The following is a 20,382-nucleotide window of genomic DNA, read 5'->3' as shown; positions in this document are numbered from 1 at the left end:
CCCACCCCTGGACACGGGCGAGTGCGGCACGTCACTCACATCCATGGCGGCGGCGATGGCATGGACCCAGGGGCCACAAGGCACTCTCCGACGGGGCGGGGTGCGACGCCTCGGGGCGGCTAGGAGGTCACAACGGGGGCGCAACGAGTGGACGGCGGCCCTGCGGCTCGCCGTGGGTCGTCCCTACCATCCGGCGTACGGGGGGCACCAAGCGCGCCCCCTGGGCAAAGGGGGCGAGGCTGTGCAGTCCACCGTTTCATGGCCGGCGTTCCGGCGCTTCGTCGGCGCCGTCGCGGTCGGCGTGGTCCTGTCCGCGACCTCGGGGTGCACGGTGCCCGTCGACGCCGTCGCCGGCATCTCCGTGACCGGCGACGGCCATCTGCTCGGCGTCATGATGGTCTGCGGGCACCAGATCGACGGCGCGACCCTCTACGTGGACAGCACCGACGTCGACCGTACGGTGACGGTCGGCTCATGGACCGCCGACCGTCCCCTCACCGCCGGTCTCGCCACCTGGACCCTCGACGCTCCTTCCGCGGGCTGGGCCCCGACCGAATCGCCCACTCCGCTCACCGCCGGAACCACCTATGTCCTCTACGGCTGGACCGAGGACAACTCCTGGTCCTCGAGCAGCGTCTCCTTCACCCTGACCGACCGGGACCGGCTCACCCCGGGAATGGTGCGCTACGACGACCTGTCGGACGACGACGAGTCCGCAAGCACCGTCCCCGTGGCGGAGTTCGAAGCCAGGGCCTGCGCGAACGGTTGATGCGGCGCCTCGCGCCACGCCCCGCGTCCAGCACATCGCCGGAGCCGGAGGATCACGGCCGTGGCTCGTTCAGCCGAGCACGAGCGGGATCCTCGCCGCGAGCTCCCCCAGCGCGGCTTTCTCGGCGTCCGTCGGAAGGCGGCGTCCGGTCCCGACCAGCAGCGCGTCCCTGTCGGAGAACGACGCCGGAATCCGCGCCCCCGCGATCTTCTCCAGCGACGCGCGGGCAGCCGAAAGGGTCTCGGCGGGCGGTTCGGCGGCCGAGGGCAGGTGCGCGATCAGGTCGAGGTGATGAAGCGTCCATTCCATGACATACGCGGACAGGTAGTCGCCGACCGTCAGCACCTCGCCGCGGGTGCCGACACGGACGCCCGGGTCGGCGAGTTCGGCGGCGCGCCCGGCGGCGGAGCCGACGTCGTCGAAGTGGAACTTGAGCCACCTCGGCTCGCCGTACGCGGCGGCCAGCCGGGGGATCAGCGCGTCGAGCGGGTCCTCGCCGGTCGGGGGTTCGACAAGGTTCCAGTAGGTGACCGAGTCCACGGTCGGTTCGGTCGCGGCAGGCGTGACCAGCGTGATGAGGACGTCCTGGGCGTCGATGACCAGATGGCACACCAGGTCCCGCACAAGCCATCCGGCACAGCCGGACGGTCGTTCCCAGTCGTCCTCGGAGAGTTCGTCGACCGCCGTGCGCAACGCCGTCCAAGAGCGTGAGAAGAGATCCACTTCGGCACGGTAGTGCCGTACCGGAAAGGCGGACAAGCGGCCGCCGCGTCCGGCCGGAGTCGTCGCGGTCAACATCTCGGAAAAACAGTTGAGCCGCGGAGAACCACTTCTTAAGGTGGCTGGTACTTCGGAAGGGAGGTGGTTCGGCAGATGTATGAATACCGGACGGAAGAGGTGACTGCGGGCTAGCAGCCCGTCGTCAAACTCGGTTCGGCGCCGGACCAGCGTGTGTGAGACGCACGCAGCCGGCCAATCCAACGCAGTCACCCGACCCGCGAGTCGCCGGTACGTCCGGCCGGCCCCTCCTCTGGAGGACCAGACTCGCGGGTCGTCTGCGTTCCAGGGGCTTTTCCGCGATCCGGAGATTCTTCGGTACGTGATGCGCGCCACGTACGGATCTTTCGTCAGGCAGTACGCTGAGGGCATGCTTTCGCTCGTTCGGCGCCGCCACGTGGACTACGTCCGCGTCACGAGCATGGGCTGTCGACGCTCCGTCTGAGCCGTCCGGCCTTACTCCCCTCGCGTTCCCTCGCGGTCCTCGACCAGGCCGCCCGCGTTTCCCTTCCTCTGCCCACCTGGCACCCGTGCGCCCGCCTCACCCATGGCGGTCGTGTGGGACCCGTACACCCTGCGGATGCACCATGACGAACGTGACCCCGACGTCTGCGAAGCCGTCGTACCAGCAACTGCCGATCATCGATCTCTCCGCCGCCGACCGTGGACCGAGGGCCCGGGCACTGTTGCACGACCAGTTGCACAGTGCCGCACATGACGTGGGGTTCTTCCAGCTCGTGGGGCATGGGGTCACCGAGCGGGAGACCGCGCGGCTGGTGTCCGCCATGCGGCGGTTCTTCGCCCTGCCCGAGGCCGAGCGGCTCGCGATCGACAATGTGCGCTCGCCGCACTTCCGGGGGTACACCCGCACCGGTGACGAGCGGACGGGTGGGCGGCAGGACTGGCGGGACCAGCTCGACATCGGGGCCGAGCGGGCGGCGCGGGCGCCGGGGCCGGGTGAGCCGGCCTACTGGTGGTTGCAGGGACCCAATCAGTGGCCGGCCCGGCTGCCTGAGCTGCGGGTGGCCGCGCTGGCGTGGATCGAGCGGCTGAGTGCTGTCGCCGAGAGGCTGTTGCACGAGTTGCTGGCGTCGATCGGGGCGCCCGCCGACTTCTACGCCCCGATCTTCGGGGAGCGGGCGCATCCGCATCTGAAGCTGGTCCGGTATCCGGGGAGTGCGGGGGACGGGACCGGTCAGGGCGTGGGGGCCCACAAGGACTACGGGTTCCTGACCCTGCTTCTGCAGGACCAGGTGGGTGGCCTTCAGGTGCAGCGGGAGGACGGGCTGTTCCATGATGTGCCGCCGCTGCCGGGCGCCTTCGTCGTCAATCTCGGGGAGCTGCTGGAGGTGGCCACCAACGGCTACCTGGTCGCCACCAATCATCGTGTCGTGTCTCCGCCCAGCGCCGTCGAGCGGTTCTCCGTGCCGTTCTTCTACAACCCGCGGCTGGACGCGCGCGTGGAACCGCTGCCGTTCCCGCACGCCTCCGCCGCGCCCGGCGTGACCGACGATCCGGCGAATCCGCTGTTCGCCGAGTACGGCTTCAACGAGCTGAAGGGGAAGCTGCGGGCGCATCCGCTGGTGGCGGAGCGGCATCACGCGGAGCTGCTCAGCCCCGCGTGATCGTCCCCGTGGGGACCGCCCCCGGGTCGGCTCAGTGTGCGATGTCCTCGTAGCCCTCGATCGCGCGGGGGCTGCGGGAGCCCGGGCCGACGTAGCGGGCGGAGGGGCGCACGAGGCGGCCGGTGCGCTTCTGTTCCAGGATGTGCGCCGACCAGCCGGCCGTGCGGGCGCAGGTGAACATGGAGGTGAACATGTGCGCCGGGACTTCGGCGAAGTCGAGGATGATGGCCGCCCAGAACTCGACGTTCGTGGCGAGGACGCGGTCCGGGCGGCGGGCGTGCAGTTCCTCCAGGGCGGCCTTCTCCAGGGCCTCGGCGACCTCGAAGCGGGGGGCGCCCAGTTCGCGGGCGGTGCGGCGCAGGACGCGGGCGCGGGGGTCTTCGGCGCGGTAGACGCGATGGCCGAAGCCCATGAGGCGTTCGCCCTTGTCGAGGGCGCGCTTGACGTAGGCCTCGGCGTCCCCGGTGCGTTCGATCTCCTCGATCATGCCGAGGACGCGGGAGGGGGCGCCGCCGTGCAGGGGGCCGGACATGGCTCCCACGGCGCCGGAGAGGGCGGCGGCGACGTCCGCGCCGGTGGAGGCGATCACACGCGCGGTGAAGGTGGAGGCGTTCATGCCGTGTTCGGCCGCCGACGTCCAGTAGGCGTCCACCGCCGCCACGTGCTTGGGGTCGGGTTCGCCGCGCCAGCGGATCATGAAGCGTTCGACGACGGACTGGGCCTTGTCGATCTCGCGCTGGGGGACCATGGGGCGGCCCTGGCCGCGGGCGGACTGGGCGACGTAGGAGAGGGCCATGACGGCGGCGCGGGCGAGGTCCTCGCGGGCCTGTTCGGCGTCGATGTCGAGGAGGGGTTTGAGGCCCCAGACGGGGGCGAGCATGGCGAGGGCGGACTGGACGTCGACGCGGATGTCGCCGGAGTGGACGGGGATGGGGAACGGCTCGGCGGGCGGCAGGCCGGGGTTGAAGGCGCCGTCGACGAGCAGACCCCAGACGTTGCCGAAGGAGACGTGGCCGACCAGGTCCTCGATGTCGACGCCCCGGTACCGGAGTGCGCCGCCCTCCTTGTCCGGTTCGGCGATCTCCGTCTCGAACGCGACGACTCCTTCGAGTCCGGGTACGAAGTCGGACATCAGGCGGCTCCTCGTGATGTGTGCGACAGATGGCGCCGGTGGATCCACTGTCCTGTGCACATGGGTGTGCGGGGACTCGCGGTCCTGGCGGTCATCCCAGTGATGCCCCGTGCGGTGAGGGGTCACCCCAACGGGATGGCATCAGCACCATAATCCCCGAGTGCCACGTTTGGGGAGCCCTTGCGGCACTGAGTGCCACCCTCTGTGGGGTGGCGTTCGATACGGCAAGATGACCGCGTGAACGCCGTCTTCCCCGATCCCGCCTCGATGCGCAAGCAGTACCGGGCCGAGGGTCTCGCCGAGTCCGACCTGGCCGCGACGCCGGTGGAGCAGTTCGCGCGCTGGTTCAAGCAGGCCGCGGCGGAGGCTCACCTGTTCGAGCCGAACGCCATGGTCGTGTGCACGGCGGACGCCGAGGGGCGGCCCAGCTCCCGTACGGTGCTGTTGAAGCACTTCGACGAGCAGGGCTTCGTCTTCTACACCAACTACGACTCCCGCAAGGCTCGTGACCTCGCGGAGAATCCGTACGTGTCGCTGCTGTTCCCGTGGCATCCGATGGCTCGGCAGGTCGTGGTGCAGGGCGTGGCCCGGCGGACCGGGCGGGACGAGACGGCGGCGTACTTCCGGACCCGGCCGCACGGCTCGCAGCTCGGTGCCTGGGCGAGCGCACAGTCGTCGGTGATCGCGACCCGTGCCGACCTCGAGGCTTCCTACGCGGAGCTGGCGGCCCGCTATCCGGAGGGTGAGCAGGTGCCGGTGCCGCCGCACTGGGGTGGTTTCCGGGTGGCGCCGCAGTCGGTGGAGTTCTGGCAGGGGCGGGAGAACCGGTTGCACGACCGGTTGCGGTACGTGGCGGAGGCGGACGGGAGCTGGCGGGTGGAGCGGCTCAGTCCGTGAGGGGCCCGTCGCCGGGGCCTCTCACACCTTGCCGGGGAGGAACGCCGTGCGGTGTCCCGGCAGGAACTCCGCCACCCGGGCGCGGAACTCCTCGCTGAGCCAGGGCCAGTTCCAGAAGGTGAAGCCGAGGTGGACGAAGGCCAGGTGGTCGTTGGTCCAGTTCCAGGCGGGCAGGGGGACGGTCCGGGCGCATGCGGGGCACTCGACGTCGGCGGTGCCGGTCTTGTACCACTCGTCCATCGCGGCGGACAGCAGCGACGACGCGGAGGACCGGTCGGGGACGCCTGTCCCGCAGTACGGGCAGCTGACCGGGACCGGCCCCGCGCTGTTGTAGTTGCTCCAGAAGACGTGCCGCTCGGTGTGGACGGCGACGCCCTCCGGCGCGCCCCAGCGGGCGTTGTCGACCGCCTTGTGCCAGTTCGGGCCGGGCGGATGGGCCGGGTGTTCCCCGAGCCCCCAGCCCGGTTCCGCCTCGGCGAGCACGATGCCTTCGGCGACGAGCCAGTCCACCACGGCCCGCGCGAGGCGCGGCGCCTCCTGCGGCGTCGCGTCACGGTCGGCGATCGCCTGGAATGTGTCTCCCATGCCGGAAGCGTAGGTACCGGCACTGACAACGCCGGCCGCCGCGTCGGGCGACGCCCTCAGCCCAGCGCCTCGTCCAGCAGCCGGGCCCACTGCGCCACCACCCGTTCCCGGCGCCCCGCGTCGTCGGTGAGGAGGTTGGCGAGGCCGAGGCCGCGGGCCATGTCGAGCAGGCCCTGCACGGTTTCGCGGGCGCCGGGCCGCATCTCGTCGGCGCCGAGGAGGTCGACGGCTATGCGGTGGGTCTCGCGGCCGACGCGGGCCTCGAGTTCGGTCACGCGCGGACGCAGTGGCTCCTCGTTGGAGGCGGCGACCCAGAGGTGCAGGGCGGCGCGGAAGAGGGGGCCGGTGTAGAGGTCGACGAGGGCGGCCACGACGGCGCGCCGGTCGCCGGTGGCGCCCTGGGGGAACAGGGCGCGCAGGGCGCAGGAGCGTTCCTCGGCGACGTATTCGACGGCGGCGGTGAACAGGTCCTCGCGGGTGGGGAAGTGGTGCTGGGCTGCGCCGCGGGAGACGCCGGCGCGTTCGGCGACGACGGAGACCGTGGAGCCCGCCCAGCCGTGTTCGGCGAGGCAGGCCACGGCGGCTTCCAGGAGCCGCTGCCGGGTGGCCCGGCTGCGGTCCTGCTTGGGAGAGCGGTCGCCCGGGACACGGTCGACCGTGGTCACAGCACCCATGAGGGATCCCGTCGTTCGAGGAAGGCCGTCATTCCCTCGCGGGCGTCGGGCTGGGCGAACAACGAGGCGGAGAGCCTGTTCATCTCGCCCGCGTCCTCGACGAAGGCCTCCAGCACTGTAGCCGTGAGCAGTTCCTTGGTCCGGGCCAGGGCCGCGGGTGCGGCTCTGCGCAGGCCGTCGAGGACGGGGGCGAGGGCCTCGTCCAGGTCGAGGTCGCCGGCGGCCTGGGTGATCAGGCCGATGCGGGCCGCCTCGGCCGCGCCGAAGGTCTCGCCGGTGAGGCAGTAGCGGGCGAGGGCGCGCGGGTCGACGCGGGGCAGCAGCGGCAGCGAGATGACGGCGGGCGCGACGCCTATGCGGACCTCCGTGAACGCGAAGGTCGCCGCGTCGGAGGCGACCGCGATGTCGCAGGCCCCGAGCAGGCCCAGGCCGCCTGCCCGTACGTGGCCGGCGACGCGGGCCACGACGGGTTTGCGCAGTTTGACGATGTGCTCCAGGAGGCCGGTGAGGGCCTTGGCGGGCGGGGGGTCGCGCAGGTCGGCGCCCGCGCAGAAGGTGTTCCCGGTGTGGGTGAGGACGATCGCGCGTACGCCGGGGTCCCTGCCGCAGTCCTTGAGCGCGTCGGTGAGGTCGGTGACGAGCGCGCGCGACAGGGCGTTGCGGGTGCCGGTCGCGTCGAGGCTGAGGGTCTCGACGCCCCGCGCGCGTGTGCGGCCGATCAGTTCCGTCATGGGCGTTCCTCCCTGAGCTGTCGGCGCAGGATCTTCCCGGAGGCGGCGCGGGGTACGGCGTCGATGAAGGTGACGTGGCGGACGCGCTTGTAGGGGGCGACCCGTTCGGCGACGTACATGGCGACCTCTCCTTCGGCGAGGCCGGGGGCCGTGGGCTGGCGGACCACGTACGCGTGCGGCACTTCGTTGCCGTCGTCGTCGTACTCGCCGACGACGGCGGCGTCGGCGATGCCGGGGTGGGTGAGGAGCAGGGCTTCGAGTTCGGCGGGGGCCACCTGGAAGCCCTTGTACTTGATGAGTTCCTTGACGCGGTCGACGACGAACAGCCAGCCGTTCTCGTCGACGCGGCCGATGTCGCCGGTGTGCAGCCAGCCGTCGGTGTCGATCATGGCGGCGGTGGCGTCGGGGCGGCCCAGGTAGCCCTTCATGACCTGGGGGCCCCGGATGAGGATCTCGCCCGTCTCGCCGGCGCCGAGGTCCTTGTCGGGGTCGTCGAGGGAGACGATGCGCATCTCGGTGCCCGCGATGAGCTTGCCGACGGTGCCGGCGGGGGCGTCGTGCATGGCGTCCAGGGGGACGACGTGGGTGCCCGGCGACAGTTCCGTCATGCCGTAGGCCTGGCCGACGGGCGGCAGGTTCAGGCGCTGGGAGCAGGCGGCGGCGAGGTCGGCGTCCAGGGGGGCGGCCGCGCTGATGACGTACTTCAGGGACGACAGGTCGTACTGGGCGACCGCCGGGTGCTTGGCGAGGGCGAGGACGATCGGCGGGGCCACGTACAGGCCGGTGATGCGGTGGTGCTGGATGGCCGCGAGGAAGGTCTCCAGGTCGAAGCGGGGCAGGACGACGACGGTGGCGCCCCTGCGCAGGGGGGCGTTCATCAGGGCGGTCAGGCCGTAGATGTGGAAGAAGGGCAGGACGGCGAGGATGCGGTCGCCGGGGCCCGCGGAGATCGCCGGTTCGAGCTGGGCGAGGTTGGTGGCTGTCTGCCGGTGGGTGAGCATCACGCCCTTGGGGACGCCGGTGGTGCCGGAGGAGTACGGCAGGGCGGCGACGTCCGCCGTCGGGTCGATGTCGACCTGTGGCTCGGGGGCCGCCGAGGCGAGCATGTCGATCAGGGAGCGGTGGCCGGGGGCGCTGTCGCAGACGAAGATCTCCTCGACTCCGCCCGCGATCTCGGCGGCCCTGCGGGCCGTCTGCAGCAGCGGTGAGACGGTGACGATCCAGCGGGCGGCGCAGTCGCCGAGCTGTTTGGCGAACTCCTCGGCCGTGGCGAGCGGGTGCACGGTGGTGACGGTGGCCCCCGCGCGCGTGGCGGCGTAGAAGGCGGTCGGGAAGGCGATGGTGTTGGGGCTGTGCAGGGCGAGTACGTCGCCCTTGCGGACGCCGGCCTCGGCGAGGGCGGCGGCGATCCGCCGGTGGAAGCGGTCCACCTGTTCGTAGGTGAGGGTGGTGCCGTCGGTGCCGTCGACGAGGGCCGGCTGGTCGCCGAACCCGGCGGCGTGGCCCAGCACGGCGTCGTGGATGGGGAGTTCTACGGGCGGGACGTCTGCGTACTCGCTGCGGAACATGGTTCCTCCTCGCGCGACCGGCACAACACGGTGCTTCTCAGTACGACTTGGGCAGGCCCAGGGTCTGGTGGGAGACGTAGTTGAGAATCATCTCCCGGCTCACCGGAGCAATACGAGCCACGCGCGCCGCCGTTATCAACCTGGCGAGGCCGAACTCGCGGGTGAGGCCGTTGCCGCCGAGGGTGTGCACGGCCTGGTCGACGGCCTTCACGCAGGCCTCCCCGGCCGCGTACTTCGCCATGTTGGCGGCCTCGCCCGCGCCGGTGTCGTCGCCCGCGTCGTACAGGTGGGCCGCCTTCTGCATCATCAGGCGGGCCAGTTCGAGTTCGATGTGGGCCTGTGCGAGGGGGTGGGCGATGGCCTGGTGGGCGCCGATGGGGGTGTTCCAGACGGTGCGGTCGCGCGCGTACTCGACGGCTTTCGCGAGGGCGTGGCGGCCCATGCCGATCGCGAAGGCGGCCGTCATGATGCGCTCGGGGTTGAGGCCGGCGAAGAGTTGGAGCAGGCCCGCGTCCTCGTCGCCGACGAGCGCGTCGGCGGGCAGTCGCACGTCGTCCAGGGCCAGCTCGAACTGCTTCTCCGTGCCGTGCAGTTCCATGTCGATGGGGCGTCGGGTGAAGCCCTGCGCGTCGCGCGGGACGATGAACAGGCAGGGCTTGAGACGGCCGGTGCGGGCGTCTTCGGTGCGGCCCACGATGAGGGTCGCGTCGGCGATGTCGACGCCGGAGACGAAGACCTTGCGGCCGGTGAGGAGCCAGTCGGCGCCGTCGCGGCGGGCGGTGGTGGTGATGCGGTGGCTGTTGGAGCCGGCGTCGGGCTCGGTGATGCCGAAGGCCATGAGGCGGGTGCCGTCCGCCAGCGCCGGAAGCCACTCCTGCTTCTGGGCCCGCGTGCCGAAGCGGGCGATCACCGTGCCGCAGATCGCCGGGGAGACGATCATCATGAGGAGGGGGTTGCCTGCGGTGCCGAGCTCCTCCAGGACCAGGGAGAGTTCGGTGATGCCGCCGCCTCCGCCGCCGTACTCCTCCGGCAGGTTGACGCCGATGTAGCCGAGCTCGGCTGCGGCTTTCCAGAGGCTTTGGGTGTCGTGGTCGTGGTTCTTCGCGAAGGAGGAGACCGCTTCGCGAAGGGCCTTGTGCTCGTCGGACTCGATGAGGGTGGTCAATGTGGCTCCTTCGGGTGCGGGTTCGTTGTGGCTGGTCGCGCTCACGCGGCGGAGCCGCATATGGATACAGCCCCGTGTCCCTAGGGCCGGCTGCTCTCCACCACCGCCAGGAGCGTCCCCATCTCCACTTGTTGTCCTGGACTCACCGGCAGCGCCGTCACCGTCCCCGTCGCCGGTGCCGAGATGACGTGTTGCATCTTCATCGCTTCGAGCCACACGATCGGTTCGCCCGCCTGGACACTCGATCCGGTGATGAGACCGTCCGCGATCTTGACGACCGTTCCCGGCATCGGGGCCAGCAGGGAGCCCGGGGCGCGTTCGGTGGCCGGGGCGGGGAAGCGGGGCAGGGCGGTGAGGGTGGTGGTGTTCACGTGAACCTGGTCGCCGTACCGCGCCACCTCGAACCTGCGCCGGACGCCGTCCGCCTCCAGGATCACGAGGCTCGCGTCGGCGTGGACGACCCGCACGCCCTCCGCCGTCGGCCCGGTCCGCGTGTGCCGGTAGTGGACCTCGTGTTCCTCGCCGCCCACGGCGTACCGCTTGGTCTGCGGTTGCGACGGCAGGTTGCGCCAGCCGCCGAAGCGGGAGCGGCCGTGCGCGTCCGCGAGGGCTGCCGCGAGGGGGGCGTACGGGTCGGGGGCCGGCTCGGTGAGCTGCGTGAGGTGGCGGTCGTAGAAGCCCGTGTCCATGCGGGCCGAGGTGAACTCGTCGTGGCGCAGGGAGCGGATCAGCAGGTCGCGGTTGGTCGTCGGGCCGTGGATCGTCGTCCTCTCCAGGGCGCCGGCGAGTTTGCGGAGGGCCTGCGCGCGCGTGGGGGCGTGGGCGACGAGCTTGGCGAGCATGGGGTCGTAGTGGACGCCGATCTCGTCGCCGTCGCCGTAGCCGGTGTCCAGGCGGATGCCTTCCGGGGCGGTGAGGCGGTGCAGGGTGCCGGTCTGGGGGGTCCAGTCGTCGGCGGGGTCCTCGGCGTAGAGGCGGGCCTCGACGGCGTGGCCACGCGCGCGTGGGGGCTCGGGGGCCAGGGCGTGGCCTTCGGCGATGCGGATCTGCTCGGCCACCAGGTCGAGGCCGAAGATCTCCTCCGTGACGGGGTGTTCGACCTGGAGGCGGGTGTTCATCTCCAGGAAGTGCGCGCGGTCGTCGGCGACGAGGAACTCGACGGTGCCCGCACCGACGTAGGCGACGGCGCGCGCGGCGCGCACGGCCAGCGTGCGCAACTCCTCTGCGAGCCCTTCGGAGAGGCCGGGCGCCGGCGCCTCCTCGATCACCTTCTGGTGGCGGCGCTGAAGGGAGCAGTCGCGTGTGCCGAGCGCCCACACCGTGCCGTGCGCGTCGGCGAGCACCTGCACCTCCACATGGCGCCCGTGCTCGACGTAGGGCTCGACGAAGACCTCGCCGTCGCCGAAGGCGCTCGCGGCCTCGGCGCGCGCCCCGTCCAGCGCGGCGCTCAGCTCCTCCAGGCGGCGCACGACGCGCATCCCGCGCCCCCCGCCGCCCGCGGCCGCCTTCACCAACACCGGCAGGCCGGCCTCCGTCACCTCGTCCTCACGCAGGGGCGCGAGCCCCATGAGCGCCTTCGCGCGCGTCTTGGACGCCATCGCCTCGATCGCCTCGGGCGACGGCCCGATCCACACCAGGCCGGCGTCCAGGACCGCGCGCGCGAAGTCGGCGTTCTCGGAGAGGAAGCCGTATCCGGGGTGCACGGCGTCCGCGCCCGCCGCCACGGCCGCCTTCACGATCAGGTCGGCGCGCAGGTACGTGTCTGCGGGCGTCGCGCCCGGCAGCCGTACCGCCGTGTCGGCCACGCGCGCGTGGAGGGCGTTCTCGTCGGCGTCCGAGTGCACGGCGACCGTTCGGATTCCCCACTCACGGCAGGTGCGGAAGACGCGGCAGGCGATCTCGCCGCGGTTGGCGACGAGGACAGAAGTGATCACTGGAGGGTTCCTCACATCCGGAAGACGCCGAAGCCGCCCCGCGCGCCCTCGTAGGGGGCGGTGTGGACGGCCGACAGGCACAGGCCGAGGACGGTGCGGGTGTCGCGCGGGTCGATGACGCCGTCGTCGTACAGCCGCCCGGACAGGAACATCGGCAGCGACTCGGACTCGATCTGCTGCTCGACCATCGCGCGCAGGGCGGCGTCGGCGTCCTCGTCGTAAGGCTGCCCCTTGGCGACCGCCGACTGGCGGGCGACGATCGAGAGGACGCCCGCGAGCTGCTGCGGGCCCATGACGGCCGACTTGGCGCTGGGCCAGGCGAAGAGGAAGCGGGGGTCGTAGGCGCGGCCGCACATGCCGTAGTGACCGGCGCCGTACGAGGCGCCCATGAGGACGGACAGGTGGGGGACGCGCGAGTTGGAGACCGCGTTGATCATCATCGCGCCGTGCTTGACGATGCCGCCCTGCTCGTACTCCTTGCCGACCATGTAGCCGGTGGTGTTGTGCAGGAAGAGCAGCGGGATGTCGCGCTGGTTGGCGAGCTGGATGAACTGGGCTGCCTTCTGGGACTCCTCGCTGAAGAGCACGCCCTGGGCGTTCGCCAGGATGCCGACCGGGTAGCCGTGCAGGGTCGCCCAGCCGGTGGCGAGGCTCGTCCCGTACAGGGGCTTGAACTCGTCGAAGTCGGAGGCGTCGACGATCCGGGCGATCACCTCGCGCGGGTCGAAGGGGACCTTCAGATCACCGGGGACGATCCCCAGCAGTTCCTCCGGATCGTACTCGGGGGGCGCGGCGGGCCCCGGGTCCTCGTACGCCTTGCGGTGGTTGAGGCGGGCGACCACGCGCCGCGCCTGCCGCAGGGCGTCCCGTTCGTCGACGGCGAAGTAGTCGGCGAGGCCCGACACGCGCGCGTGCATCTCCGCGCCGCCGAGCGACTCGTCGTCGCTCTCCTCGCCGGTGGCCATCTTCACCAGCGGCGGGCCGCCGAGGAACACCTTCGCCCGCTCCTTGACCATGATCACGTGGTCGGACATGCCGGGGATGTACGCGCCCCCGGCGGTGGAGTTCCCGAAGACGACGGCGACGGTCGGGATGCCGGCGGCGGACAGCCGCGTCAGGTCCCGGAAGATGGCGCCCCCGGGGATGAAGATCTCCTTCTGCGAGGGCAGATCCGCCCCGCCCGACTCCACCAGGCTGATGCAGGGCAGCCGGTTGGCGAGGGCGATGTCGTTCGCCCGCAGCGCCTTCTTCAGCGACCACGGGTTGCTGGCGCCCCCGCGTACGGTCGGGTCGTTGGCGGTGATCAGGCACTCCACGCCCTCGACGACGCCGATCCCGGTGACGAGCGAGGCGCCGACGGTGTACTCGCTGCCCCAGGCGGCCAGCGGCGACAGTTCCAGGAAGGGCGTGTCGGGGTCGAGGAGCAGCTCGATGCGCTCGCGGGCGAGGAGTTTGCCGCGCGCGCGGTGCCGGGCGACGTACTTCTCGCCGCCGCCCGCCAGCGCCTTCGCGTGCTCGGCGGCCAGGCCGGCCAGCTTGGCGAGCATCGCCTCGCGGTTCGCTAGGTGGTCGGGGCCCCGGGTGTCCAGGGTGGAGTCGATGACCGTCACAGGAGGACCTCCGGGATGTCCAGGTGGCGGGAGCGCAGCCATTCGCCGAGGGCCTTGGCCTGCGGGTCGAAGCGGTGCCGGGAGGCGACACCGGCGCCGAGGATGCCCTCGACGACGAAGTTCAGGGCGCGCAGGCGGGGCAGGACGTGCCGGGTGACCGGCAGCTCCCGGCTCTCCGGGATCAGCTCCCGGAACCGCTCGACGGTCAGCGTGTGCACGAGCCACCGCCATGCCTGGTCCGACCGCGCCCACACCCCGACGTTGGCGTTCCCGCCCTTGTCGCCGCTGCGGGCACCGGCCACGAGCCCGAGGGGAGCGTGCCGGCCGGGACCGGGCGGCAACGGCTCCGGAAGGGGTGGCTCCGGTACGTCGTCGAGTACGAGCGTGTCGGCGGCCGGCGGCACGGCGACCCGGCGCCCGTCAGGGAGGACAGCCACCTGCTGCACCTCGCCCCGGGGAACCCGGTCCGCCTCGAACACCCCGTAGGGCGAGCCCTTCTCGGGTGGCGCGAGCACGTGGAAACCCGGGTAGCTCGCGAGCGCCAGCTCGACGGCGGCCCCGCTCAGCGCCCGCCCCACCGCCTCCTGCTCCGGATCCCGTACGACGAGCCGCAGCAGCGCGCTCGCGGTCTCCTCGGTGTCGGCGTCGGCCCGGTCCGTGCGGGCCAGCTCCCAGCGGACGTCGGCGACTTCGGCGAGCGCGGGCTCCATCTGTGCCCGTACGAGCGCGGCCTTGGCCTCGATGTCGAGGCCGGTCAGGACGAAGACGACCTCGTTGCGGAACCCGCCGAGCCGGCTGCGCCCGACCTTGAGGGTGGGCGGCGGAGCCTCCCCCCGCACCCCTTCGACCCGCACCCGGTCGGGCCCGTCCTGGGTGAGCCGTACGGTGTCCAGGCGGGTGGTGACATCAGGGCCCGCGTACCGGGCCCCGTCCGTCTCGTAGAGCAGCTGGGCGGTCACCGTGCCGACGTCGACGAAGCCGCCCGTGCCCGGGTGCTTGGTGATCACGCTGGTGCCGTCGGCGTGGAGTTCGGCGAGCGGGAAGCCGGGGCGGCGGACGTCCCGGCTCCCGTCCCGGAAGAAGGCGTAGTTGCCGCCGGTGGCCTGCGTCCCGCACTCCAGGACGTGCCCGGCGACGACGGCACCCGCGAGCCGGTCGTACTCCGCGGGACCCCAGCCGAAGTGGGCGGCGGCGGGCCCTGTGACCAGCGCCGCGTCGGTCACCCGCCCGGTGACGACGACGTCGGCGCCCTCCCTCAGGCAGGCGGCGACGCCGAAGCCGCCGAGGTAGGCGTGGGCGGTGAGGCTGCCGGGGTACCGGGGGCCGAGGTCGTCGCCCTCGACGTGCGCGACGCGTACGGGGATGCCGAGTCGTTCCGCCAGTTTCCGTACGGCGTCGGCGAGTCCGGCCGGGTTGAGGCCGCCTGCGTTGGTGACGATGCGGACGCGGCGGTCGTGGGCGAGGCCGAGGGACTCCTCGAGCTGGCGCAGGAAGGTGCGGGCGTAACCGGCGGAGGGGTCCTTGAGCCGGTCCCGGCCGAGGATCAGCATGGTCAGTTCGGCGAGGTAGTCGCCGGTGAGGACGTCGAGTTCGCCGCCGGTGAGCATCTCGCGCATCGCGTCGAAACGGTCGCCGTAGAAGCCGGAGGCGTTGCCGATGCGCAGGACGGTCACCGGGCGGGCCCCTCCCCGGTGGTGTCCTCCTCGGTGGTGTCCGGCTCTGCCTCGCTGGTGTCCGGCTCCGCCTTCGGTGGGCGGCCGGCTCCGGGCGGGCCCGCGAAGGCCTGGGCGAGGTCCAGCCAGCGGTCGGCGTCGGCGCCCTCGGCACGCAGGGAGAGATCGGCGCGGTTCGCGCGTTGAGTGACCAGGAGGCAGAAGTCGAGGGCGGGCCCGGTGACGCGGTCCGTGGCGTCCTCGGGACCGTACGTCCACAACGCGCCGGAGGGGCCGCGGAGTTCCACCCGGAACTCCTCGAACGGCGCGGGCTGTCCGTGCACGCCGAAGGCGAAGTCGCGGGTGCGGACGCCGAGGCGGACGATGTGCCGGAGCCGGTCGGTGGGAGCGCGGGTGACGCCGAGGGCGTCCGCCACGTCCAAGCCGTGGGCCCACGTCTCCATGAGACGGGCGGTGGCCATGGAGGCGGCGGACATGGGCGGGCCGTACCAGGGGAAACGCGCCCCCGCGGGTGCGGCCCGAAGGGCGTCCTCCAGGGCCTCGCGCCCGGCCCGCCAGTCCGCGAGCAACCGCGCGGGCGGCTTCCGGGCCCCTTCTTCAGCGCCGTTGTCCACGAAGTCCCCGAGCTCCGCCAGCGCCTTCTCGACCGCACGGGCGAAGGCGTCCTGATCGGTCACGGCCAGCAGGGAGGAACGGTCGGTCCAGGCGAGGTGGGCGATCTGGTGGGCGATCGTCCAGCCGGGGGCGGGGGTCGGGAGCGACCACTGATCCGCGGTCAACTCGGCGACGAGACCGTCGAGTTCGTCACTTTCGGCACGCAGGTCGTCGAGCACGGGAGTCGGGTCGGCCATGGGGAGGAGCATGGCAGCGGGGCCAGAAACAAGCAAGCGTGCTTGCATTATTCGTGTCGGGTGGCTGCGCTCGTCAGTTCTTCAGGGGTGGACGCGTCCAGCCGTTCGTGTCGGGGGGGCGCGTTCCGCGTGCGGGGCCGGTGCGCGCGGGAAGCGTCACACGACGATGAAGCAGTACAGGTGGTGGCCCTCGGCCAGGGCCGGGACGGCCAGTGCCGCCAGTTCCGTCAGGAAGCCGACGAGGTGCTCCGGGTACACGCCGGGCGCCTGTCAAGCCTCCCCCGGCATGCCGGCAGGCCGCCTCACGCCTCCGGTACCGCCGCCTTCGCCCGCCCCACCTGCGTCCGCACCGCCCCCATGCTCGCCGCGACGACCAGCGCTGTCGCCGCTGCCTCCGTGGCCGACAGGACCTGGTCGAGGACGAGGAAGCCGGCCGTGGCGGCAACGGCCGGTTCGAGGCTCATCAGGATGGCGAAGGTGGAGGCGGGCAGGCGGCGCAGGGCGAGGAGTTCGAGGGTGTAGGGGAGGACGGAGGACAGCATTGCCACCGCCGCGCCCAGGCCCACGGTCACCGGGTCGGCCAGTTTCGCGCCCGACTCGGCGATGCCCAGGGGCAGAAAGAGCAGCGCGCCCACCGCCATCGCGAGCGCGAGTCCGTCGGCCTGCGGGAAGCGGCGGCCCGTACGGGCGCTGAAGACGATGTACGCCGCCCACATCGCGCCGGCCCCCAGCGCGAACGCGGTCCCCAGCGGATCGAGGTCCGCGAAACCCCCGCCGCCGAGCAGGAAGACGCCGGCGAGGGCGAGCCCGGCCCAGAGCAGGTTGATCGCCCGGCGTGAGGCCAGGACGGACAGGGCGAGGGGACCGAGGACCTCCAGGGTGACCGCCGGGCCCAGCGGGATGCGGGCGACGGCCTGGTAGAAGAGGCCGTTCATCGCGGCCATCGTGATGCCGAAGACGACGACCGTGCCCCAGTCGGCCCGGGAGTGCCCGCGCAGCCGGGGCCGGCAGACCAGGAGGAGGACGACGGCCGCGACCAGCAGCCGCAGGGCCACGACGCCCAGCGCGCCCGCCCTCGGCATCAACGTCACCGCGAGCGCGCCGCCGAACTGCACCGAGACGCCCCCGGCGAGCACCAGGCCGACGGGGCCGAGGGCGCCGACGGAGCCCCCGCGGGCGGAGGCGGGAAGCGCCCCGGCCGCCGTGGACGAGGAGGACGGCGAGGTCGGCGCGGCGGTGTCGGGGGTGCTCACGGGCGGTCCTGGGGCTCGGGATTCAAGGGTGCGTTCATCACGATGTACTTCCAAGTCCAGAGTAGTGGACTTCCGTCAGGTGTGTGAAGCGCTTATGCCGCTGTCCCGGCGCCGTCTCGGATGCCGGGACGCTGAACGCGCCTGCCTCTTGCGGCGACGAGCCATCCGCCCATCAGTCGTCCGGCAGCCCTTCGGCCAGCACCTCCGCCAGGTGCCTGGCCCGTACCCCGGCAAGCTGCTCCACCTGTGTTCGGCAGGAGAAGCCGTCCGCCAGGACCGCCGCGTCGGTCGGCGCCTGCCGTACGGATGGCAGGAGCTGCTCCTCCGCGCACGCCCTGGACACCTCGAAGTGCCCTTTCTCGAAGCCGAAGTTGCCTGCGAGGCCGCAGCAGCCGCCGATCAGGGCGCCGGTGAGACCGGCGGCCTCGCGCAGCCTGCGGTCGGCCGTGTCGCCCAGCACCGCGTGCTGGTGGCAGTGGGTCTGGCCGACCGCCGGGCGGTCGAGGTGCGGTGGTCTCCAGTCGGGGGCGTGCCGCTCCAGGGCCTCCGCGAAGGTGAGGACGCGGGCGGCGAGGCGGGCCGCGCGCGGATCGTCGTGCAGCAGCTCGGGCAGGTCGGTGCGCAGGGCGGCCGCGCAGCTCGGTTCCAGGACGACCACCGGTGCGTCCGTCTCCAGCACCGGCTCCATCAGGTCGAGGGTGCGCCGCATCACCACACGCGCGTGATCGAGCTGCCCGGTGGAGACGTACGTCAGCCCGCAGCAGACGCGGCCACGCCGGGCCGTCAGCAAGCGGAGGGCGGACCTGGACCGGGCGTCCCCGACCGGCCGGCCCCGCATTCGTAGCGTCGGCGGGAGCACCACCCGCAGCCCCGCGGCTTCCAGTACCCGTACGGCGGCCCGGCCGACGGAAGGCGAGAGGTGCTCGGTGAAGGTGTCGGGCCACAGGACGACGAGGTCCCCCTTGCCGACATCGCGCCCGTCGCGCCCGGACGCAGGGCTTCCGCCGACCTCCGTGGGCCCTCTCCCCCGCCACCAGTCGCTGAACGTCCGCCGTGCCAGTCGTGGGATGTCCCGTTGCGGGGTGATCCCGGCCAGGCGCTTGGCGACGGTCGCCAGCGGTTTCACCGATGTGAGTGCGTTGATCAGGGCCGCCGTGCGGGTGCGGCTCGCCCAGCGCAGCCATACCGGCAGCCGGCCCATGCTGTAGTGGGCGGCCGGGCGGCGGCGTCCCTCGTAGTGGTGGTGGAGGAACTCCGCCTTGTAGGTGGCCATGTCGACCTCGACGGGACAGTCGGAGCGGCAGCCCTTGCAGGACAGGCACAGGTCCAGGGCCTCGCGCACCTCCTGCGACCGCCAGCCGTCGGTGACGAGCTCGCCGGCGAGCATCTCGTGCAGCAGGCGGGCGCGCCCGCGTGTGGAGTGCTGCTCCTCGCCCGTGGCCCGGTAGGAGGGGCACATCACGGCCGGGCCGGTCGCCGTCGTCGTACGGCACTTGGCGACGCCGACGCAGCGGCGGACCGCGGCGGAGAAGTCGCCGCCGTCGCCGGGGTAGCCGAAGGCCACGTCGACCGGTTCGCGGGGGAGGACGGAGAAGCGGAGGCCGGAGTCGAGGGGGGCGGGGCGGACCAGCATGCCCGGGTTGAGGAGGTCGTCGGGGTCCCAGACGCCCTTCGCCCGTTCGAACAGCGCGACCAGTTCCTCCCCGTACATCTTCGGCAGCAGTTCGGCCCGCGCCTGTCCGTCGCCGTGCTCCCCCGACAGGGAGCCGCCGTGGGCCGCGACCAGGTCGGCCAGTTCCTCCGAGAAGCGGCGGAAGCGGCCGATGCCGGCCTCCGTGAGCAGGTCGAAGTCGATGCGGACGTGGATGCAGCCGTCCCCGAAGTGGCCGTACGGGGCGCCGCGCAGGCCGTGGGCGGAGAGGAGGGCGCGGAAGTCCCGTAGGTAGGCGCCGAGTCGGGCCGGCGGGACGGCGCAGTCCTCCCAGCCGGGCCAGGCCTCGGAGCCGTCGGGCATCCGGGTCGCCGTACCGCTGGCGTCCTCGCGGATGCGCCACAGGGCGCGCTGCCCGGCGTCCTCCGTCACCACCAGGGAATCCACGGCGTCCGCCGCCCGCGCGATCGTCTCCGCACGCGCGCGTGCCTCCCCCTCCGACTCCCCGCCCGTCTCCACGAACAGCCAGGCCCCGCCCCGCGGCAGCCCCGCGGCCGACGGCACCAGGTCGGCGGCCATCCCCTCGACCGTCAGCGGCCCGAACGGCAGCAGTCCGGCCGCGGCCTCGGCGGCGGCGCCCTCGTCGGCGTACCCGAGGACGGCCAGCGCACGCGCGCGTGGCGCCTCGACGAGGTCGACGACGGCCTCCGTCAGCACGCCCAGCGTGCCCTCCGAGCCGCAGAAGGAACGGGCGACGTCGGCGCCCTTCTCGGGCAGCAGCGCGTCCAGCGCGTACCCGGAGATACGGCGGGGCAGCTCCGGGAAGCCGGTGCGCAGCCGCGCCGGCTCGCCCTCGACGAGGGACCGCAGCCCGTCCGGCGTGCCGGCCCATCCCTGGCCGAGCCGGAGCCGCTGCCCGCGCGCGGTGACGACGTCGAGCTCCCGCACCTGGTCCGCGGTCGTCCCCCAGGCCACCGAATGCGAGCCGCAGGAGTTGTTGCCGATCATCCCGCCGAGCGTGCAGCGGCTGTGCGTGGCGGGGTCGGGGCCGAAGCGCAGGCCGTGCGGAGCGGCGGCCTCCTGGAGCCGGTCGAGTACGAGCCCCGGCTGCACGACGGCCGTCCGCTCGACCGGATCCAGGGCGACCAGCCGGTTCAGGTGCCGCGTGAAGTCCAGCACGACGCCCACACCCGTCGCCTGCCCCGCGATCGATGTGCCCCCGCCACGCGCCACGACCGGCACTCCGCGGGTCCGGCACACCTCCAGCACCGCCGCCACGTCGTCCGCGTCACGCGGCGCGACGACGCCCAGCGGCACCCGTCGGTAGTTGGACGCGTCCATGGTCGTCAGCGCGCGGGAGGTGACGTCGAACCCCACGTCACCCCGGACGGCCCTGCGCAGCTCCCCCTCGAGATCTGTCATGCGTCCAGGATGCACCTCGTCACTGACAGTCACGAAAGCCCTGTGGAAAACCCGTCACCTCGTAG

Annotated in this window: 16 protein-coding genes; 3 read left to right on the top strand and 13 right to left on the bottom strand. The window is 72.5% G+C overall.

Annotated features, from left to right (window positions below; all coding sequences use genetic code 11):
* Nucleotides 1–241: 241 nt before the first annotated feature.
* Entirely contained in the window at nt 242–769 is a 528-nt protein-coding gene (locus ACPT94_RS12875) for a hypothetical protein (RefSeq protein ID WP_360334379.1), read from the top strand.
* Nucleotides 770–838: 69 nt separating this feature from the next.
* Here ACPT94_RS12875 and ACPT94_RS12870 read toward each other — a convergent pair whose 3' ends face one another.
* Nucleotides 839–1,492 (bottom strand): maleylpyruvate isomerase N-terminal domain-containing protein, encoded by a 654-nt coding sequence (locus ACPT94_RS12870; RefSeq protein WP_360334376.1) that lies wholly within the window; start codon nt 1,490–1,492, stop codon nt 839–841.
* Nucleotides 1,493–2,142: 650 nt separating this feature from the next.
* Here ACPT94_RS12870 and ACPT94_RS12865 point away from each other — a divergent pair.
* A complete protein-coding gene (locus ACPT94_RS12865; protein WP_425245867.1) occupies nt 2,143–3,171 on the top strand; it encodes an isopenicillin N synthase family dioxygenase in 1,029 nt (342 codons plus the stop codon).
* 31 nt (nt 3,172–3,202) lie between these two features.
* Here ACPT94_RS12865 and ACPT94_RS12860 read toward each other — a convergent pair whose 3' ends face one another.
* Nucleotides 3,203–4,303, bottom strand: a complete 1,101-nt coding sequence (locus ACPT94_RS12860) for a citrate synthase 2 (protein WP_360334370.1) — start codon at nt 4,301–4,303, stop codon at nt 3,203–3,205.
* Between the two features lie 267 nt (nt 4,304–4,570).
* Between ACPT94_RS12860 and pdxH the strand changes: the two genes are divergently transcribed.
* The gene (pdxH, locus tag ACPT94_RS12855; protein ID WP_360334717.1) at nt 4,571–5,200 is read left to right on the top strand and encodes a pyridoxamine 5'-phosphate oxidase; all 630 of its coding nucleotides are present in this window, start codon (nt 4,571–4,573) and stop codon (nt 5,198–5,200) included.
* A 21-nt stretch (nt 5,201–5,221) separates the two neighbouring features.
* On the opposite strand, the gene ACPT94_RS12850 is transcribed toward pdxH, so the two are convergent.
* The 11 genes from ACPT94_RS12850 to ACPT94_RS12800 form a co-directional block, all read right to left on the bottom strand.
* A complete protein-coding gene (locus tag ACPT94_RS12850; RefSeq protein WP_425245866.1) occupies nt 5,222–5,785 on the bottom strand; it encodes a hypothetical protein in 564 nt (187 codons plus the stop codon).
* A gap of 56 nt (nt 5,786–5,841) precedes the next feature.
* Complete coding sequence (locus tag ACPT94_RS12845; RefSeq protein WP_360334364.1) at nt 5,842–6,459, bottom strand: TetR/AcrR family transcriptional regulator; 618 nt, start codon at nt 6,457–6,459, stop codon at nt 5,842–5,844.
* Nucleotides 6,447–7,190 (bottom strand): enoyl-CoA hydratase family protein, encoded by a 744-nt coding sequence (locus tag ACPT94_RS12840; protein WP_360334361.1) that lies wholly within the window; start codon nt 7,188–7,190, stop codon nt 6,447–6,449. Before ACPT94_RS12840 ends, ACPT94_RS12845 begins: the two co-directional genes overlap by 13 nt.
* On the bottom strand, nt 7,187–8,758 hold the full coding sequence (locus tag ACPT94_RS12835) for a 4-coumarate--CoA ligase family protein (RefSeq protein ID WP_360334358.1): 1,572 nt from the start codon (nt 8,756–8,758) through the stop codon (nt 7,187–7,189). The genes ACPT94_RS12840 and ACPT94_RS12835 overlap by 4 nt, the downstream gene beginning before the upstream one ends.
* A 37-nt stretch (nt 8,759–8,795) precedes the next feature.
* Nucleotides 8,796–9,923, bottom strand: coding sequence for an acyl-CoA dehydrogenase family protein (locus ACPT94_RS12830; RefSeq protein WP_425245865.1), 1,128 nt, complete (start codon nt 9,921–9,923; stop codon nt 8,796–8,798).
* 80 nt (nt 9,924–10,003) lie between these two features.
* Nucleotides 10,004–11,857, bottom strand: coding sequence for an acetyl/propionyl/methylcrotonyl-CoA carboxylase subunit alpha (locus ACPT94_RS12825; RefSeq protein WP_425245864.1), 1,854 nt, complete (start codon nt 11,855–11,857; stop codon nt 10,004–10,006).
* A gap of 11 nt (nt 11,858–11,868) precedes the next feature.
* Nucleotides 11,869–13,509 carry an acyl-CoA carboxylase subunit beta gene (locus ACPT94_RS12820; RefSeq protein WP_425245863.1) on the bottom strand — a complete coding sequence of 547 codons (1,641 nt, stop codon included), beginning with the start codon at nt 13,507–13,509 and terminating at the stop codon, nt 11,869–11,871.
* Nucleotides 13,464–15,140: an acyclic terpene utilization AtuA family protein gene (locus ACPT94_RS12815; protein ID WP_425245862.1), complete on the bottom strand. Its 1,677-nt coding sequence runs from the start codon at nt 15,138–15,140 to the stop codon at nt 13,464–13,466. The genes ACPT94_RS12820 and ACPT94_RS12815 overlap by 46 nt, the downstream gene beginning before the upstream one ends.
* Nucleotides 15,137–15,991, bottom strand: a complete 855-nt coding sequence (locus ACPT94_RS12810) for a TIGR03084 family metal-binding protein (protein WP_425245861.1) — start codon at nt 15,989–15,991, stop codon at nt 15,137–15,139. The genes ACPT94_RS12815 and ACPT94_RS12810 overlap by 4 nt, the downstream gene beginning before the upstream one ends.
* 302 nt (nt 15,992–16,293) lie before the next feature.
* On the bottom strand, nt 16,294–17,244 hold the full coding sequence (locus ACPT94_RS12805; RefSeq protein ID WP_360334342.1) for an EamA family transporter: 951 nt from the start codon (nt 17,242–17,244) through the stop codon (nt 16,294–16,296).
* Nucleotides 17,245–17,416: 172 nt separating this feature from the next.
* Nucleotides 17,417–20,317, bottom strand: coding sequence for an FAD-binding and (Fe-S)-binding domain-containing protein (locus tag ACPT94_RS12800; RefSeq protein WP_425245860.1), 2,901 nt, complete (start codon nt 20,315–20,317; stop codon nt 17,417–17,419).
* Nucleotides 20,318–20,382 lie beyond the last annotated feature (65 nt).

Source organism: Streptomyces aurantiaciflavus, assembly GCF_049808595.1.
GTDB lineage: Bacteria > Actinomycetota > Actinomycetes > Streptomycetales > Streptomycetaceae > Streptomyces.
This window is presented reverse-complemented; position numbering and strand designations above follow the sequence as displayed.

Excerpts from the sequence above, each read along its gene's own strand:
- ACPT94_RS12820 (WP_425245863.1), bottom strand. The coding sequence starts at position 13,509 with ATGGCTGCGCTCCCGCCACCTGGACATCCCGGAGGTCCTCCTGTGACG.
- ACPT94_RS12835 (WP_360334358.1), bottom strand. The coding sequence starts at position 8,758 with ATGTTCCGCAGCGAGTACGCAGACGTCCCGCCCGTAGAACTCCCCATC.
- ACPT94_RS12860 (WP_360334370.1), bottom strand. The coding sequence starts at position 4,303 with ATGTCCGACTTCGTACCCGGACTCGAAGGAGTCGTCGCGTTCGAGACG.
- ACPT94_RS12800 (WP_425245860.1), bottom strand. The coding sequence starts at position 20,317 with ATGACAGATCTCGAGGGGGAGCTGCGCAGGGCCGTCCGGGGTGACGTG.
- pdxH (WP_360334717.1), top strand. The coding sequence starts at position 4,571 with ATGCGCAAGCAGTACCGGGCCGAGGGTCTCGCCGAGTCCGACCTGGCC.
- ACPT94_RS12810 (WP_425245861.1), bottom strand. The coding sequence starts at position 15,991 with ATGGCCGACCCGACTCCCGTGCTCGACGACCTGCGTGCCGAAAGTGAC.
- ACPT94_RS12850 (WP_425245866.1), bottom strand. The coding sequence starts at position 5,785 with ATGGGAGACACATTCCAGGCGATCGCCGACCGTGACGCGACGCCGCAG.
- ACPT94_RS12840 (WP_360334361.1), bottom strand. The coding sequence starts at position 7,190 with ATGACGGAACTGATCGGCCGCACACGCGCGCGGGGCGTCGAGACCCTC.
- ACPT94_RS12845 (WP_360334364.1), bottom strand. The coding sequence starts at position 6,459 with ATGGGTGCTGTGACCACGGTCGACCGTGTCCCGGGCGACCGCTCTCCC.